This window comes from Paraburkholderia sp. J10-1, assembly GCF_905220165.1.
GTDB lineage: Bacteria > Pseudomonadota > Gammaproteobacteria > Burkholderiales > Burkholderiaceae > Paraburkholderia.
On the sequence record NZ_CAJMYW010000011.1, the window covers coordinates 120865 to 136726 of the forward strand.

Below are 15862 nucleotides of genomic sequence, written 5' to 3' on the forward strand. Positions count from 1 at the left end.
CGGGAGAAGCGCCAATTGAGAAAACCGGATGTGACGCCGGCACGGGGTCAAACCGTCGCCACGAGAATCGACTCGCCGCTCGCCGGTTTCAGGCCATCGCTACGGCCTGCGAAATAACGTGCGGTGAGGTCCGCGGTCGAAACATGCCGCGCATCGCGCAATCCCGCAACGCGTGCGAGCGCAAGCATCTCGTCCGGCGCAAAGAAGCTCACGAACGGCGTGCCCGCCGCCCGCGCGCGTTCATACACTGCGGCATGCTGCGAGCGCTCGGGCTCGTCGATGAGCTCGAGCGGCAAAAGAAACGTCATGACGAGCGTCGAGCCCGGGGCGAGCTGCGCGATCTGCCGCAGCGTCGCGAGGTTCGCTTCGCGCGTGAGGTACATCGAGACACCCGTCGACGCGATCACCGCGGGGCTCGCGGCATCGAACCCGGCCGCGGCGAGCCGTTCCCACCATGTCTCGCCAGCTTCGAAATCCACCGGCACGAAGCGCAGCCAGTCCTGCTCGCGAAACCCCAGCTCCATGAGCCGCTGACGCTTCCACGCCTGCGTGCCCGGCTTGTCCACTTCGTACACGTGCAGGCGCGAGGCGATCTCGGGATGGCGCTGCGCGAACGTGTCGAGTCCCGCTCCGAGAATCGCGTACTGTTGCGCGAGACCTGTTGCGGTCTGCTCGGCCACGAGGTCTTCGACGAAGCGCGCGCGCCCGACGATCGAAGCGCGATACCCGCGCGTGCCTTCGGGGTGCATGTCGGGCCGCTCGCGCCAGTTCGATGCGGGCGCGGCGATCTGCATGCCGGTTTCGTCTTCGAGCACGTAGGGCGCGTCGTCGACCTGGACGTGCAGCGCGCGCCACAGCGCGACGCGAATGGCAGTGCTGTCGGGAGCGGCGCTCTGGCTGGCGGTCATGGTTCGGTCCTCTGCGGCGGGTTTCGTCGCACGATTATCGCGCGCCGGGCTCCCGGCGGTGGGCCCCGTAAATGTCGGCGCTCACTTGCCGCAACGCCTCGATCATCACGCTCGCCGCAGGCGTGAAGAGGCGGTCCGCGCGCGTGATGATGCCGAAGTCGTCCATCTGGCAATCCATCGGCACGGGCAGGATCGCGACCATGCCGTGCGCCGCGTAGTAGTGCGCCACGTCTTCGGTGAGCACGGCGATCATGTCGCTTTGCTCCAGCACGCGCGTGATGAAGAGCAGCGCGGGCGTTTCCACCACGTTCGACGGGGGCGCGAGGCTCGCGCGCTGGAACATCAGCTCGAAGCGATGGCGCAGCACGCTGCCCACCGGCGGCACGACCCACGTGGCACGCGCGATATCGGCGAGCGCGATCGGGCGGGCTTCATCCGCGGCCTGCCCGAGCATCGGATGCCCCGGCCGAACCACGGCGCATACCGGCTCGCCCGCGAGCGGCTCGTAGCGCAACTGGAGCTTGTCGTGCTCGGCGGAAAGGCGGCCCAGCACGACGTCGAGCTTGTCTTGCGCCAGATGTTCGAGCAGCACGTTGCTGGCGTCGATCTCCACGGAAACGCGCAGGTTGGCATGTGTGCGCTTGACCGCCGCGACGGCGGCCGGCAGCACGCGCACGCCCGGCGAGGTGATCGCACCCACCGCGACGTGGCCAAGGCGCCCCGCCTTGAGCGCGCTCAGTTCCTCCTGCGCCTGGTCGAGGCTGCCCAGCACGGCGCGCGCGTGGCGGATCAGGGCGTCGCCGTACAGCGTGGGCCGCATGCCGCGCGGCATGCGCTCGAACAGCACTGCGCCAAGCATGTCCTCGAGCTCGCGCAGGAGCTTCGACGCGGCGGGTTGCGTCATGTTCAGCGCCGCCGCCGCGCGGTGAATGTTGCCTTCCTCGGCCAGCGCCACGACGAGGAGCAGTTGCCGCGTTTTCAGCCGCGTGCGCACGTACCAGGGGCTTGTATCGAGCATGTCTCCACCTGATTTCCCAAATAGTTTTAGGTGTTTATACCAATGCCGATTTCGATATCGGAAGCGTCCATTTTTTCATTGGAAGGTTATCAGACTTCTCCCTAGACTGTGCCGAATCCATCGCCCGGATGCATCGGCGAACTACCCGCTCCACAAGACGAACACGATGTCGGATACCAAACCCAAACTGCGCTCCCAACAGTGGTTCGGCACCACGGACAAGAACGGCTTCATGTACCGAAGCTGGATGAAGAATCAAGGCATTCCCGATCACGAATTCGATGGTCGCCCGATCATCGGCATCTGCAATACCTGGTCGGAACTCACGCCCTGCAATGCGCACTTCCGCAAGCTCGCGGAGCACGTGAAGCGCGGCATTTATGAAGCCGGCGGCTTCCCGGTCGAGTTCCCGGTGTTCTCGAACGGCGAATCGAACCTGCGCCCCTCGGCCATGCTCACGCGCAATCTCGCCTCCATGGACGTGGAAGAGGCGATTCGCGGCAACCCCATCGACGCCGTCGTGCTGCTGTGCGGCTGCGACAAGACCACGCCCGCGCTGCTGATGGGCGCCGCGAGCGTGGACGTCCCCGCCATCGTCGTGACGGGCGGCCCGATGCTCAACGGCAAGCACGAAGGACGCGACATCGGCTCGGGCACGGTGGTGTGGCGGCTGCACGAGGAGCTGAAGGCGGGCGAGATCGACTTGCACCAGTTCCTTTCGGCCGAAGCGGGCATGTCGCGCTCGGCGGGCACCTGCAACACGATGGGCACCGCTTCGACGATGGCCTGCATGGCCGAGTCGCTGGGCGTTTCGCTGCCGCACAACGCCGCGATTCCCGCTGTGGATGCGCGCCGCTACGTGCTCGCGCACATGTCGGGCATCCGCATCGTGCAGATGGCGCTGGAAGACCTGAAGCTCTCGAAGGTCCTCACGCGCGAAGCGTTCGAAAACGCGATTCGCACGAACGCGGCCATTGGCGGCTCGACCAACGCCGTGATCCACCTGAAGGCGATTGCGGGCCGCATTGGCGTGGACCTCGAACTCGAAGACTGGCAGCGCGTTGGCCGAGGCACGCCGACCATCGTCGATCTGCAGCCTTCGGGCCGCTTCCTGATGGAAGAGTTCTATTACGCGGGCGGGCTGCCGGCGGTGCTGCGCCGGCTCGGCGAAGCGAACCTGCTGCCGCATCCGGGTGCGCTGACGGTCAACGGCAAGTCCATCTGGGACAACGTGCGCGAAGCGCCCAACTACAACGACGAAGTGATTCGTCAACTCGACAACCCATTGATTGCCGACGGCGGCATCTGTATCCTGCGCGGCAATCTTGCGCCGCGCGGCGCGGTGCTCAAGCCTTCGGCGGCGACGCCCGAGCTGCTCAAGCATCGCGGCCGCGCCGTGGTGTTCGAAAACTTCGACCACTACAAGGCGACCATCGGCGACGAATCGCTCGATGTCGACAAGGACTCCATCCTCGTGATGAAGAACTGCGGCCCGCGCGGCTACCCCGGCATGGCCGAGGTCGGCAACATGGGTCTGCCGCCCAAGCTGCTGCGCCAGGGCGTGAAGGACATGGTGCGCATTTCGGACGCGCGCATGAGCGGTACCGCTTACGGCACGGTGGTCTTGCACGTTGCGCCCGAAGCGGCGGCCGGCGGCCCGCTCGCGGCCGTGCGCAACGGCGACTGGATCGAGCTGGATTGCGAATCGGGGCGCCTGCATCTCGACATCAGCGACGAGGAACTCGCGCGCCGCTTGAGCGATGTCGATCCGGCGGCCGCGCCTGGCGTGGCGGAGCAACTGGGCAAGGGCGGCTACGCGCGTCTGTATGTCGATCACGTGCTGCAGGCCGACGAAGGTTGCGATCTCGACTTCCTCGTGGGCAAGCGCGGGGCGGGCGTGCCGCGGCATTCGCACTGAGCGGTTGAGGCGCTGAGGCAGGGCGCGCCGGCGCCCTGAGCGCGCGGAGTCAGCAAAGGCGCGCGCCGGCGAGAAGACAGGCAGAGTTAGGAGACACGATGACAAATCCGCAGGTGCTGCAACACGATCAGCCCGCTGCGCTGGCAAGCGCCAGCAGCGAGGAAAAGCTCATCGTCGGCCATATCGCGCGCCGGCTTCTGCCTTTTCTCGCGCTGATCTACGTGGTGGCGTACGTCGACCGCACCGTGGTCGGCTTCGCGAAGCTGCACATGAACGCGGCTGTGGGCCTTTCCGACGCCGCCTATGGCCTCGGCGCCGGTCTCTTCTTCATCGGCTATTTCCTTTGCGAAGTGCCCAGCAATCTCGCGCTCGCGCGCTTCGGCGCACGCGTGTGGTTCGCGCGCATTCTGTTCACGTGGGGCGTGATCACGATGCTCATGGCGCTCGTGAGCGGCCCGAAGAGCTTCTACACGTTGCGCTTCCTGCTGGGCGCGGCGGAGGCGGGGCTCTATCCGGGCATTCTGTATTTCCTCACGCAGTGGTTTCCCATGCGCCACCGCGCGCGCGTGATCGGCTTGCTGGTGCTCGCGCAGCCCATTGCGGGCATCATCACCGGGCCGATTGCGGGCGCGCTGCTCGAAACGCACGGCTTTTTCGGCATGTCGAGCTGGCAGACGCTCTTCGTCGTGAGCGGCCTGCCCGCCGTGCTGCTGTGCATTCCCACGCTGCGCCTGCTGCCCGAGTCGCCCGCGCACGCGCGCTGGCTCGACGACACCGAGCGCCGCTGGATCGAGCGCGAACTCGCCGCCGACCACCGCGCCTACAGGCTCGACACGCACCGCAACCCGTTCAGCGCGCTCAAGGACCGCCGCGTGCTGCTGCTGGCGCTGCTGTTCCTGCCGTTTCCGCTGTGCATCTATGGTTTGTCGCTCTGGTTGCCTACCATTATCAAGGCGTTCGGCGTGAGCGATTCCACGGCCGGTCTGCTCTCCGCGGTACCGTATCTGTTCGCGGTGGTGGGCTTGCTGAGCGTGCCGCGCCATTCGGACAAGCATCGCGAACGCTATGGCCACATTGCCGTGGTCTCGGGCGTCGCGGCGCTGACGATGGCCGCGAGCGCGTGGTTTCACGCGCCGGCGCTGCAATTGCTGTTCATCTGCCTGACCGCTTTCTCGATCTACTCGATTCAGGCCGTGGTTTGGGCGCTGCCCGGCGAGTTCCTCACCGGCGCGAGCGCGGCCGTGGGGATCGCGACGATCAACTCGCTCGCGAATCTCGGCGGCTATCTCGGCCCCTATGGCATCGGGCTCATCAAGGACGCAACGGGCAGCCTGGCGGCCGGGCTTTACTTTCTCGCGGCCACGCTGGTGTTTGCGGTGCTCGTGACGTTCGCCGTGCGCGCGGTGCTGCGCACGCCCGGGCGCGGCACGGCAGAGCTGGCGAGCGAATCGTGAAGGCGCGGCCTGTCACCCTTTCTCAAGCAGGACTGAAGACATGACTACGAGCCGTACGCCCCGCTACCGGGGCATTTTTCCCGTCGTGCCGACCACGTTCACCGAAACCGGCGAACTGGATCTGGCAAGCCAGAAGCGCGCCGTCGATTTCATGATCGACGCGGGCTCGGACGGCCTGTGCATTCTCGCGAACTTCTCGGAGCAGTTCTCGCTCTCCGACGACGAGCGCGAACTCATCACGCGCACCGTGCTCGAACACGTGGCGGGCCGCGTGCCCGTGATCGTGACGACCACGCACTACGGCACCTCGATCGCCGCTGCGCGCAGCAAGCGCGCGCAGGAGCAGGGTGCGGCGATGGTGATGCTCATGCCGCCGTATCACGGCGCGACGTTCCGCGTGCCCGAACAGCAGATCTACGACTTCTACGCGCGCGTGTCCGACGCGATCGACATTCCGATCATGATTCAGGATGCGCCCGCGAGCGGCACGGTGCTCTCTGCCGCGTTCCTCGCGCGCATGGCCCGCGAGATCGAACAGGTTTCGTACTTCAAGATTGAAACGCCGGGCGCGGCGAACAAGCTGCGCGAGTTGATCAAGCTGGCCGGCGAAGCGGCCGAAGGCCCATGGGACGGCGAAGAAGCGATCACGCTGCTCGCCGATCTCAACGCTGGCGCGACCGGCTCGATGACGGGCGGTGGCTTTCCGGATGGCATTCGCCCGATTATCGAAGCGCATCGCGAAGGCCGCACCGACGACGCATTCGCGCTCTATCAGAAGTGGCTGCCGCTCATCAATCACGAGAACCGCCAGGCGGGCCTGCTGGCCTGCAAGTCGCTGATGAAGGAAGGCGGCGTGATCGAGTGCGAACTGCCGCGCCACCCGCTGCCCGCGATGAATCCCGCCACGCGCGCCGAGTTGATCGAGATTGCGCGCCGCCTCGATCCGCTCGTGCTGCGCTGGGGTAAATAAATCGTTCGTCATCCAGAATAAAAAATTTCCCTGAAACGAAGGGGCGGAGATACGTCATGAAAGCGTCCTATACGTTGGGCATCGTCGGCGTGGGCAAGATTGCGCGCGACCAGCATCTGCCGGCTATCGCAGGCAATCCCGGGTTTGAACTCGTTGCGGCCGCGAGCCGCAATGCAGAAGTGGAGAACGTGCGCAACTACAAGGACATTGGCGCGCTGCTGGCCGCCGAGTCCGACCTCGACGCCGTGTCGCTGTGCGCGCCGCCGCAAGTGCGTTACGCGCAGGCGCGCGCCGCGCTCGAAGCAGGGAAGCACGTGATGCTCGAAAAGCCGCCGGGCGCGAGCGTGAGCGAAGTCGAGGCGCTGCGCGAACTCGCACAGAAGCGCGGGCGCACGTTGTTCACCACGTGGCATTCGCGTTGCGCGAGCGCCGTGGAACCCGCACGCGCGTGGCTCGCCGCGCGCACCATCCGCGCCGTGCACGTGCGCTGGAAAGAAGACGTGCGCCGCTGGCATCCGGGTCAACAGTGGATCTGGGAACCGGGCGGCCTGGGCGTGTTCGATCCGGGCATCAACGCGCTTTCCATCGTCACGCGCATCCTGCCGCGCGAAGTGCTGCTGCGGGGCGCAACGCTGCATGTGCCGAGCGACTGCGCGACGCCGATCGCCGCTGAACTCGACTGCATCGACACCGACGGCGTGCCCGTGCGCGCCGAGTTCGACTGGCGCCACGGCCCGGTCGAGCAATGGGAAATCGATGTGGAGACAACGGATGGCCTGCTCTCGATCGCGGAAGGCGGCAAGCGCCTCGCGATTGCGGGCGAGCCGGTCACGCTCGAAGCCGAGCGGGAATATTCTGCGCTCTACGAGCGTTTTCACTGGTTGATCGCCCACGGCACCGACGACGTGGACGTACGCCCGCTGCGCCTCGTGGCGGACGCGTTCCTGCTTGGCAGGCACGTCGAAGTCGAGGCCTTTGGCCACTGAGCGCTTCTTTTATCACGATACACACGCAGCAAAACCACACCTGAGGAGACAGGAGCATGACCAGCAAGATCCGCCGCTTGACCCTTCGTGCCGCATTCGCGGCGATGTGCATCGCCCCGCTCGGCATGAACGTGGCGGCGCACGCCGACTCGCCCGTGAAGATCGGCTTCCTCGTGAAGATGCCGGAACAGGCATGGTTCATCAACGAGCAGAAGGCTGCCACGGCGCTCGGCCAGAAGGAGAACTTCTCGGTGGTGAACATCGGCACGCCGGACGGCGAGAAGGTGCTCGCCGCCATCGACAACCTCGGCGCGCAAGGCGCACAAGGCTTCGTGATCTGCGCGCCCGACGTGCGTCTCGGACCGGCCATTCAGGCGCGCGCCAAGCGCTACAACATGAAGTTCGTGACGGTGGACGACCAGCTCGTGGACTCGTCGGGCAAGCCGCTCGCCAACGTGCCGCACCTTGGCATGTCGGCGCTCAAGATCGGCAATCAGGTGGGCCAGGCGATCACCGACGAAATGAAGCGCCGCGGCTGGAAGCCGGAAGAAGTGGGCGCGCTGCGTATTACCGACTATGAACTGCCGACGGCCAAGCTGCGCACGGACGGCGCGACGCAATCGCTGCTGGCGGGCGGCTTCAAGAAGGAAAACATCTTCGACGCCCCGCAAAAGACCACCGACGACGAAGGCGGCTTCAACGCGGCGTCGCCGGTGCTCGCCCAGCATCCGAACATCAAGAAGTGGGTGGTGTTCGCGCTCAACGAAGAAAGCGTGCTGGGCGCCGTGCGCGCGACCGAGCAGCTGCACATTCCGTCGGCTGACGTGATCGGCGTGGGCATCAACGGCGCGGGCGAAGCGTTCGCCGAGTTCCAGAAGAAGCAGCCCACGGGCTTCTACGGCACGATCGCCGTAAGCTCGACGAACCATGGCAAGGACAGCGCCGAGAACCTCGTCGACTGGATTCGCGACGGCAAGCAGCCCGCCGCCGACACGCAGACCACCGGCAAGCTGATGACGCGCGAGAACTGGACGGCTGTGCGCAGCGAGCTGGGTATCTAAGGACTGCGTAGAAAGATCGACGCGATGCAAAGGGCAGGGATGCAATGACTGAAACGATGACGGATGCGAACGCGCAGGCAGCGGCGAACGCAGCGCGGGACGCAAGTGCGGGCGCTCAACAGGGGAATCGCGCGTATCTGGAGCTCGACGGCATTACCGTGAGCTTTCCGGGCGTGCGTGCGCTCGACCGCGTGGCGCTGGAAGTGCGTGCCGGCGAAGTGCATGGCTTGATGGGCGAGAACGGCGCGGGCAAATCCACGCTGCTCAAGGTGCTCTCGGGCGTGAACGAGCCGCAGGAAGGCACGCTGAAGCTAGGTGGCGTGGAGCAGCGCTTCACGACCACGAAGGCGGCGCTCGAAGCGGGTATCGCAATCATCTATCAGGAACTGCATCTCGTGCCCGAGCTGACGGTGGCGGAAAACCTGATGCTCGGGCAATTGCCCAACCGCTTCGGCGTGCTCGACGAAGGCACGCTCGTCAAGCGCGCGATGGATGAACTCCAGCGCCTTGGCGAGCGCATCGATCCGCGCACGCCGGTGAAGAATCTCTCGATCGGCCAGCGGCAGATGATCGAAATCGGCAAGGCGCTCATGCGCGACGCGCGTGTGATCGCCTTCGACGAACCGACCAGCTCGCTCTCGGCGCGCGAGACCGAGAACCTCTTTCGCATCATCAACGCACTGCGCGCGGACGGCCGCGCGATCATCTACGTCACGCACCGCATGGACGAAGTCTATGAGCTGTGCGACCGCGTGACGGTGTTCCGTGACGGCAAGCGCATCGAAACGTTCGATTCGGTGCAGGATCTCGATCGCAATCGCCTGATTGCCGCGATGGTGGGCCGCTCGATCGAGGACGTGTACGGCTATCGTCCGCGCGAAGCAGGCGAAGTGCTCATCGAAGCGAAAGGCCTGCTCGGGCCGGGACTGACCGAGCCGGTGTCGTTCACGGCGCGGCGCGGCGAGATCGTCGGCTTCTTCGGGCTCGTGGGCGCGGGGCGCTCGGAACTCATGAAGCTGATTTATGGCGCGACGCGTGCGAGCGCGGGTCACGTCGAACTCGGCGGCAAGCGCGTGAATTTCGCCAGCCCCCGCGACGCCGTGCGCGCGGGCCTCGCGCTATGCCCGGAGGACCGCAAACAGGAAGGCATCGTCGCGATCGCCTCGGTGGCCGACAACCTGAATATCAGCGCGCGCCGCCACTTCAGCCCCGCGCGCTTCCTGCTCGACGCCCGGCGCGAGCGCGATCTCGCGCAGGACTACATCAAGAAACTCGCGATCAAGACGCGCAACGGCGACACGGCCATCGGCACGCTTTCGGGCGGCAACCAGCAGAAGGTAATTCTGTCGCGCTGGCTCGCCGAACGCATCGAGGTGTTCCTGATGGACGAGCCCACGCGCGGTATCGACGTGGGCGCGCGCGCCGAGATCTACAACCTGTTGTACGAGCTTGCGGAAGCGGGCAAGACCGTGATCATGGTGTCGAGCGATCTGGCCGAGGTGATCGGCGTGTCGGACCGCATCATCGTGATGCGCGAGGGCCGGATAGCGGGCAGCCTGCCCAAAGCCGAAGCCTCACCCGACGAACTGATCAAGATGGCGCTGCCGCGCTAGCGCGCACGCTTTTTGTTTTTTGCCTTGCCGGTTGCGCGCGCAGCGAAATGAAGCGAAGCAGCGCAACCGATCCGAAACGATGAACCAGAAATGAGTGAAGCCATGCAGCCACAGGGCACGCCTACCGTCAACGAAGCCGCCGCGCCCATTACCCCCCAGCGCGCGCGTGCATGGGACATGATCAACAAATCGGGCATCGTGGTGGTGTTCGTGGTGCTGTTTGCGGTGCTATCCGCAACGGTCCCCGACTTCCTCACGACCCGCAACATTCAAGGCCTGCTGCTCTCCGTCACGCTGATCGGCTCGATTGCGGTCACGATGATGTTCGTGCTCGCGCTCGGCGAGGTCGATCTTTCGGTCGCCTCGATTGTGGCGTTCTCGGGCGTGGTGGCCTCCACGGTCATCACGCAATCGCATAGCGTATTGCTCGGCATTACGGCGGGCGTGCTCGCGGGCGGCGCGGTGGGGCTCGTGAACGGCGTGCTGATCGCGCGCTTCAAGATCAACTCGCTGATCGCCACGCTGGCGATGATGGAAGCGGTGCGCGGCCTCGCGTTTCTCACCTCGAATGGCGACGCCGTGATGATCTCGGAAGAGCGCTTCTTCGATCTGGGCGGTGGCTCGTTCCTCGGCATTTCGTTTCCGATCTGGAGCAATATCATCGGCTTCGTGGTGTTCGGCTTTCTGCTCAAGAAGACCGTGTTCGGCAAGAACGTGCTCGCGGTGGGCGGCAATAGCGAAGCGGCGCGCCTTGCCGGCCTGCCGGTCACGCGCATCAAGATCACGGTGTTCGTGCTGCAAGGGCTCATTACGGGCTTTGCGGGCGTGATGCTGGCTTCGCGCATGAGCCTTGGCGACCCGAAGACGTCCGTTGGCCTGGAACTCGGTGTGATCTCGGCATGCGTGCTGGGCGGCGTGTCGCTCACGGGCGGCGTGGCGACGATTTCGGGCGTGCTGGTGGGCGTGCTCATCATGGGCGCGGTGCAGGATGCCATGAGCCTCATGAACGTGCCGACGTTCTATCAGTATCTGATTCGCGGCGGCATTCTGCTGCTCGCGGTGCTGTTCGACCAGTTCCGCCGCAGCAAGCGCGCGGTGTGAGACGGGCAGCGGTTTTGATTCGCATCGGTTGCGGGTGAGGCTTCAAAAAACAAAAAATTGGATCTGTCGGCAGGGCGTTTCCTGGAGCGAACGGCGTGGCTAGCATGCTGGAGCGCTGTCAATCACGGCTTCAGGAACCCCGACCGATGCAGTTACATCCACCCGCTGGCATGGCACGACATGACGCTTTGCGCGGTCGATACGATCAACGTGCCGCTCGCCGCACGCGCGATCGACAAATCGCTGTCCTGATGCGCTTTCGGCGACGCCATCCTGTTCACGGACGTTATCGCGCCGACGCAAGCGCGCATCGCGACCATCGATCGCCTGCGCTACCGAAGACACTGGAGTGCCCGGGCGTTTCTTGAAGGCCTCGTGCGCATCGGCGTACAAGGCGAGAAAGCACGGCACAACGCGAACCTGTGCGAAAGCGCGTGAAGGGTCTTCCGGCGCAAGCGAGCTTGTTTGTCATCCGAAGTTTGCAAGCATCGCTTCAGTGTGCCGAAGCGGCACGAACGATGCGCGCGTAGCGCTTTAGATCCGTGCATCGCGGTGCAACGCCGCCATTGATGCCATTCGCATAAAGCGCAAACTGCACGCGCCGCCTTTGTTCGCTGGCGTACATTCTCGGCGCGCGTTCGCGGTGTAGTTTTTTCTTGCAAGATCCCCCAACAGTCCCGCGTTACGCAACTGGGATTCCGCGCTCCGCGCCGCTCGGCTAGTCGCTTCGTGCGCAGATTCTGTCGTCAGGCAGACCATTCAGGCAATGAAGTCGCGCCGTCATTTTATAGAGGATGCCGAAATGGTAGCGAATGGCGATTTTTCTCAATCCCTGCCGGTCGGAACGCATGCCTTCGATTGTGTGACGCCTGTGTCTTCCAGTGCGGCTTCAGGTATGAAGGCAGCCGGTTTCGGCGCCTGCATCCGCTATCTTTCGCGCTCGGAGACGCAGGGGGCTGTCGACCTGAGTTCCAGCGAGGCCAATGCGGTGCTCGGCGCCGGTCTTGCGCTCGGCGTGGTGCAGCACGTGAGCGCCGAGGGCTGGTCGCCTTCCGCAACGCTAGGCGCGACCTACGGAGCGAATGCGGCCGGCAATGCCCAAGCGGTTGGCGTGCCGCCGGATGTGACGGTATGGCTCGATCTCGAAGGCGTGAACAAGGCCGTGGGTTCCGGCGACGTCATCGCCTATTGCAACGCGTGGTTCGCAGCGGTCAAGAGCGCCGGTTATCAACCCGGCATTTACGTGGGAGCCAACTGCGGCTTGACGGGCGATCAGTTGTTCTGGAATTTGCAGACGCAGCATTACTGGAAGTCTGGCAGCACGGTACCCACGCTCCCCGAGCGCGGCTATCAGATGACACAGCGCATTACCGCAGCGCCAGACATGCTGTGCGGGCTGAACATCGACAGAAATCTGGCGCTTGCAGACAGCCTGGGTGGTCAGGCGACATGGTGGTGCCGCTGAGCGACAACGTTCGCGTTGCATGAATTGTTGAAGTGGATATTTAGTATGACTGCGTAATGGGAGAGAATCTCATGATCGCGAAAACGAAAGAGGAGGCGAACCGGGAGTGGGCGCAGCGCCTGTTCGCGGAAACGCACTGGTTAGCGAGGGGGCGGCTGTGGCTGCTGGTGCTCGTTGTGATCTTCGTGAACCTTGCGGGCGATGCCATTGCGTTGTTCGCCGTGAACTTGCCGAGCGCGCGCATGTCGTCTACGTCTGCAAGTACGGGTGCTGTTGCCGGCGATGCAGCGAAATCGAAAGCGGAAAATGCAGGGCAGAAAGCCGCGAACGCGCCTGCGCTGCAACCCGCGAAGGTCGCGTCCCAGACACCGCCCGCAGGTGCGCCGAAACTGGAAGGACGTTCGCACCGGTTCAGGATCAAGGTATGGCCGCTGCCGACCTTTCTGCTTGCGGCCCTGACCACGGCGCTCGCGTCGGCGCCGTTCGTCGCTTTTCTCACGCTCGGCTGGTATGTGCGCTATCGTGAGTTTGAGAATAGCCTCAAGTGCGCAGCGCTTTCTGCGTATCTCCAGCGCTTCTGGTCAAAGTGGCTGATCGATGCGATCAATGGTGCATTTCCGGGCACGATAGCTTCGACCTCGGCAACCACAAACGCCGCGCCGTCACAAGGCGACAGCAAGGATTGGCGCGTCCAGGCCGATAGCAACCTCCAGCTATGCGACCAGTTGTTTTCGCACATCTACCACCAGCAATACGGTCTCGGGCCTTTCGTGCCGCCGTATTGCATTCTCGTCGTAATGGTCTATGCAGCGTCCGCGATTGTGGGTTGGGTTTATATGTGCGCGCCGTGCGGCAGCGCGAGCGCAGCCACCTGCCTGTTTGGATTGACCGTGCCGGGCATTCTGGCCGCGTTCGGCGGCGCTTTCTTCTTTGTCGCGAGTGATTCCGTTCTTGCGGTGAGGCGCCGCGCGCTCAACGTTTCGGATATCTACTGGTATTCGCTGCGGCTTCTGCTCGCCATTCCGTTCGCATTGATAGCGGGCGCGATTGACGGCGCAGGCACGGGGGCGACGCTGCTGACATTCGTCATCGCCACCTTGCCGCTAGGCGAGATTGTGAAGCAGGTGCGGCGCGTAGCGGCAAAGAATGTGACGACCTTTGAGGCGGAAAAGGATCAACCCGATCAATTGTTGAATCTGAGTGGCGTGACGAAGTCCGTTTCGCAAGCGCTGCAGGTCGAAGGCATCGAATCGATCGAGCAGGTGGCGTCGGCGGATCCCGTCACACTCTCCATTCGCACCGGGTTCCCGTTTCGCTTCACATTGCGCCTGGGTTCGCAAGCGATCGTGCGCCGTCATTTAGGGGACGACGCCGCGAAACTGCTGCCAATCGGTTTGGGCGATGTCGTACCGATTTATCTGCTCGTGCAGGCAATGGACGGCAAGGGGGCGCCCGCCATCCCCTTGCCGCCTGGCGCCGTGCCTCAGCCCGACGAGAAGGACCTCGTCATCACGAACGCCGCCGCGCGCCTCTTTCCCAATGACGTCCCTGCGCAGCGCGAGGCCATTGTGAAGATGAAATTCCGCCAGATCGCGGCCGAGGAGTACACGCTCATGCTGGCGAAAATCACGCCGCTCGACCCCGCCCTCTAACGCACGGTGAAATTCGAAGGAGACGACCATGTCTTTCGACTACCCGTTGGCCGTCCTGCAGCCAGGCGACCTGAACAATGCGCGCGGCGACGTCCTGACCGAATCGACGTGGCGCTTCCTCGCGCAAGGCGACTCCTGGTTCTCCATTGGACAATTGCCGCCCTGGGCCACTTCGAACATCCTTTTCAGCCTGCGCTTGCCGAACAGCGCGGCGGCGCTTTCGCTCGCTTCGCCGGGAAAAACGCTCGCGCAAATGGTGGATTGGACCCGAGAGGTCAAGTTCGTCACCTACCTGGCGGGCGGAACGCTCTCGTACAAATGGGATGCCATTCTGCTCTCGGCGGGCGGCAACGATCTGTTCGACGCAATTCTGACGTTGCCGACCGAAACCGATCCCGCGAGAGCGGCAGTACGCGTGCTTCAGGCGCCCAATCTCGTGCCCGCGGGCACGGATGTGAAGCGTTACGTGAGAAGCGCCGGGCTGAGCGCGTTTTTCAACCTGCTGGTGGGCTACTTTGCGCAGATCGTGGCCAAGCGCGACGACCCGAAAAGTCAGTCCGCAGGCGTGCCGATTTTCGTGCACACCTACGATTGCCCACAGCCGCGCGACGCGCAAGCCGGGCCCGGTGTCGGCCCCTGGCTCGCACGCGCGTACACCGCCTATCAGATTCCGGCCGTGGACTGGCTGCCGCTCACCACGTATCTGATTCAGCAATGGGCGCAGTTCCTGGCGTCACTGAACGGTTTGCTCGCCGCGAGAGGCGTGGCGAACGCGAACTTCCGCCCGGCCTATCTGATCGGTACGCTCAACCCCGCGCCGGCAAGTTCGCGCGGGCCGACGGGCGACTGGGAAAACGAAATCCACCCGTCGCCGCAAGGCTACGCGAAGCTCGGCATGGCGTTCGAAAAGCAGATCAACCTCGCGTAGCCCTCGAATCAGGTTTCCAGTCCCGCTCCGCCCAGAATCGATTTGGCATCGGCGCGCGCGTTGTCGAGCTGCACGACGCTCGCTTGCCGTGCCGCGAGCGCGTCGCCATGCTCGATGGCCGTGAGAATTGCCTTGTGGCGCGGCAACGAAAGCGCATGCGTGTTGGGATGGCGGCTCGTGAGTTTGATCGACTCGGAAAGCGCGAGTGAGAGCATGTTGCCGATATACGCCAGCATGTTGTTATGCGTGGCGGCCATGATCGCGCGGTGGAATTCCAGGTCGGGCTCGAGCAGGTCGGCGGCGGTTTGCGCCTTTTCCATGCGCGCGTACGCAGCGGAGATGCGCGCGCGGTCTTCGTCGGTGGCGGAAATCGCGGCAAGCGCCGCGGCGGCGGGCTCGATGATCTGCCGCACGGTCATGAGCGAGCGGAAGAACTCGCCTTCGGGAATGCTGTTGACGGTCCAGTACAGCACGTCGGGGTCGAGCATGTGCCATTCTTCGCGCGGCCGCACCACACTGCCCACGCGCGGCTTCGATACCACGAGCCCTTTGGCGACCAGCACGCGCGTGGCCTCGCGCAGCACAGGGCGGCTCACGCCATAGGTTTCACACAGTGTGGGTTCTGCGGGCAGGCGCTGCCCGGGGGCGAGCGTGCCACCCACGATCTGCATGCCGAGCTCCTGCACGATGCGCGCGTGCATGCTCTTGCGTTTCTCTAGATTGCGGTAATCCATGATTGTCCGGCCGGGGGCTACCCGATCGGAGCGTCCCCCTGTTTGTAGAGCCCT

Annotated in this window: 13 protein-coding genes; 10 read left to right on the forward strand and 3 right to left on the reverse strand. The window is 64.4% G+C overall.

Annotated features, from left to right (window positions below; all coding sequences use genetic code 11):
• Nucleotides 1-47: 47 nt before the first annotated feature.
• Together U5A65_RS29050 and U5A65_RS29055 are read right to left on the reverse strand one after the other, a co-directional pair.
• Entirely contained in the window at nucleotides 48-908 is an 861-nt protein-coding gene (locus U5A65_RS29050) for a class I SAM-dependent methyltransferase (protein WP_321914067.1), read from the reverse strand.
• A 34-nt stretch (nucleotides 909-942) separates the two neighbouring features.
• Entirely contained in the window at nucleotides 943-1926 is a 984-nt protein-coding gene (locus U5A65_RS29055) for a LysR substrate-binding domain-containing protein (RefSeq protein ID WP_321936668.1), read from the reverse strand.
• A 166-nt stretch (nucleotides 1927-2092) separates the two neighbouring features.
• Between U5A65_RS29055 and U5A65_RS29060 the strand changes: the two genes are divergently transcribed.
• From U5A65_RS29060 to U5A65_RS29105, 10 genes are all read left to right on the forward strand, one after another.
• Nucleotides 2093-3844: an IlvD/Edd family dehydratase gene (locus U5A65_RS29060; protein WP_321914065.1), complete on the forward strand. Its 1752-nt coding sequence runs from the start codon at nucleotides 2093-2095 to the stop codon at nucleotides 3842-3844.
• Nucleotides 3845-3942: 98 nt separating this feature from the next.
• Complete coding sequence (locus tag U5A65_RS29065) at nucleotides 3943-5298, forward strand: MFS transporter (RefSeq protein ID WP_321914064.1); 1356 nt, start codon at nucleotides 3943-3945, stop codon at nucleotides 5296-5298.
• A gap of 40 nt (nucleotides 5299-5338) precedes the next feature.
• Entirely contained in the window at nucleotides 5339-6268 is a 930-nt protein-coding gene (locus U5A65_RS29070) for a dihydrodipicolinate synthase family protein (RefSeq protein ID WP_321914063.1), read from the forward strand.
• A 56-nt stretch (nucleotides 6269-6324) separates the two neighbouring features.
• Nucleotides 6325-7254 (forward strand): Gfo/Idh/MocA family oxidoreductase, encoded by a 930-nt coding sequence (locus tag U5A65_RS29075; protein WP_321914062.1) that lies wholly within the window; start codon nucleotides 6325-6327, stop codon nucleotides 7252-7254.
• A 56-nt stretch (nucleotides 7255-7310) separates the two neighbouring features.
• Nucleotides 7311-8315 (forward strand): arabinose ABC transporter substrate-binding protein, encoded by a 1005-nt coding sequence (locus U5A65_RS29080; RefSeq protein ID WP_321914061.1) that lies wholly within the window; start codon nucleotides 7311-7313, stop codon nucleotides 8313-8315.
• Nucleotides 8316-8359: 44 nt separating this feature from the next.
• Nucleotides 8360-9928 (forward strand): L-arabinose ABC transporter ATP-binding protein AraG, encoded by a 1569-nt coding sequence (gene araG, locus U5A65_RS29085; protein ID WP_321948652.1) that lies wholly within the window; start codon nucleotides 8360-8362, stop codon nucleotides 9926-9928.
• Between the two features lie 90 nt (nucleotides 9929-10018).
• On the forward strand, nucleotides 10019-11029 hold the full coding sequence (gene araH / locus U5A65_RS29090) for an L-arabinose ABC transporter permease AraH (protein ID WP_321914059.1): 1011 nt from the start codon (nucleotides 10019-10021) through the stop codon (nucleotides 11027-11029).
• A gap of 895 nt (nucleotides 11030-11924) precedes the next feature.
• The gene (locus tag U5A65_RS29095; RefSeq protein WP_321936673.1) at nucleotides 11925-12494 is read left to right on the forward strand and encodes a glycoside hydrolase domain-containing protein; all 570 of its coding nucleotides are present in this window, start codon (nucleotides 11925-11927) and stop codon (nucleotides 12492-12494) included.
• A 71-nt stretch (nucleotides 12495-12565) separates the two neighbouring features.
• On the forward strand, nucleotides 12566-14146 hold the full coding sequence (locus U5A65_RS29100) for a hypothetical protein (protein WP_321948653.1): 1581 nt from the start codon (nucleotides 12566-12568) through the stop codon (nucleotides 14144-14146).
• Nucleotides 14147-14174: 28 nt separating this feature from the next.
• Nucleotides 14175-15074: a hypothetical protein gene (locus U5A65_RS29105; RefSeq protein ID WP_321948654.1), complete on the forward strand. Its 900-nt coding sequence runs from the start codon at nucleotides 14175-14177 to the stop codon at nucleotides 15072-15074.
• 8 nt (nucleotides 15075-15082) lie between these two features.
• Here the strand turns inward: U5A65_RS29105 and U5A65_RS29110 are convergent, their stop codons facing one another.
• On the reverse strand, nucleotides 15083-15808 hold the full coding sequence (locus tag U5A65_RS29110) for a FadR/GntR family transcriptional regulator (RefSeq protein ID WP_321914052.1): 726 nt from the start codon (nucleotides 15806-15808) through the stop codon (nucleotides 15083-15085).
• Between the last annotated feature and the right edge of the window lie 54 nt (nucleotides 15809-15862).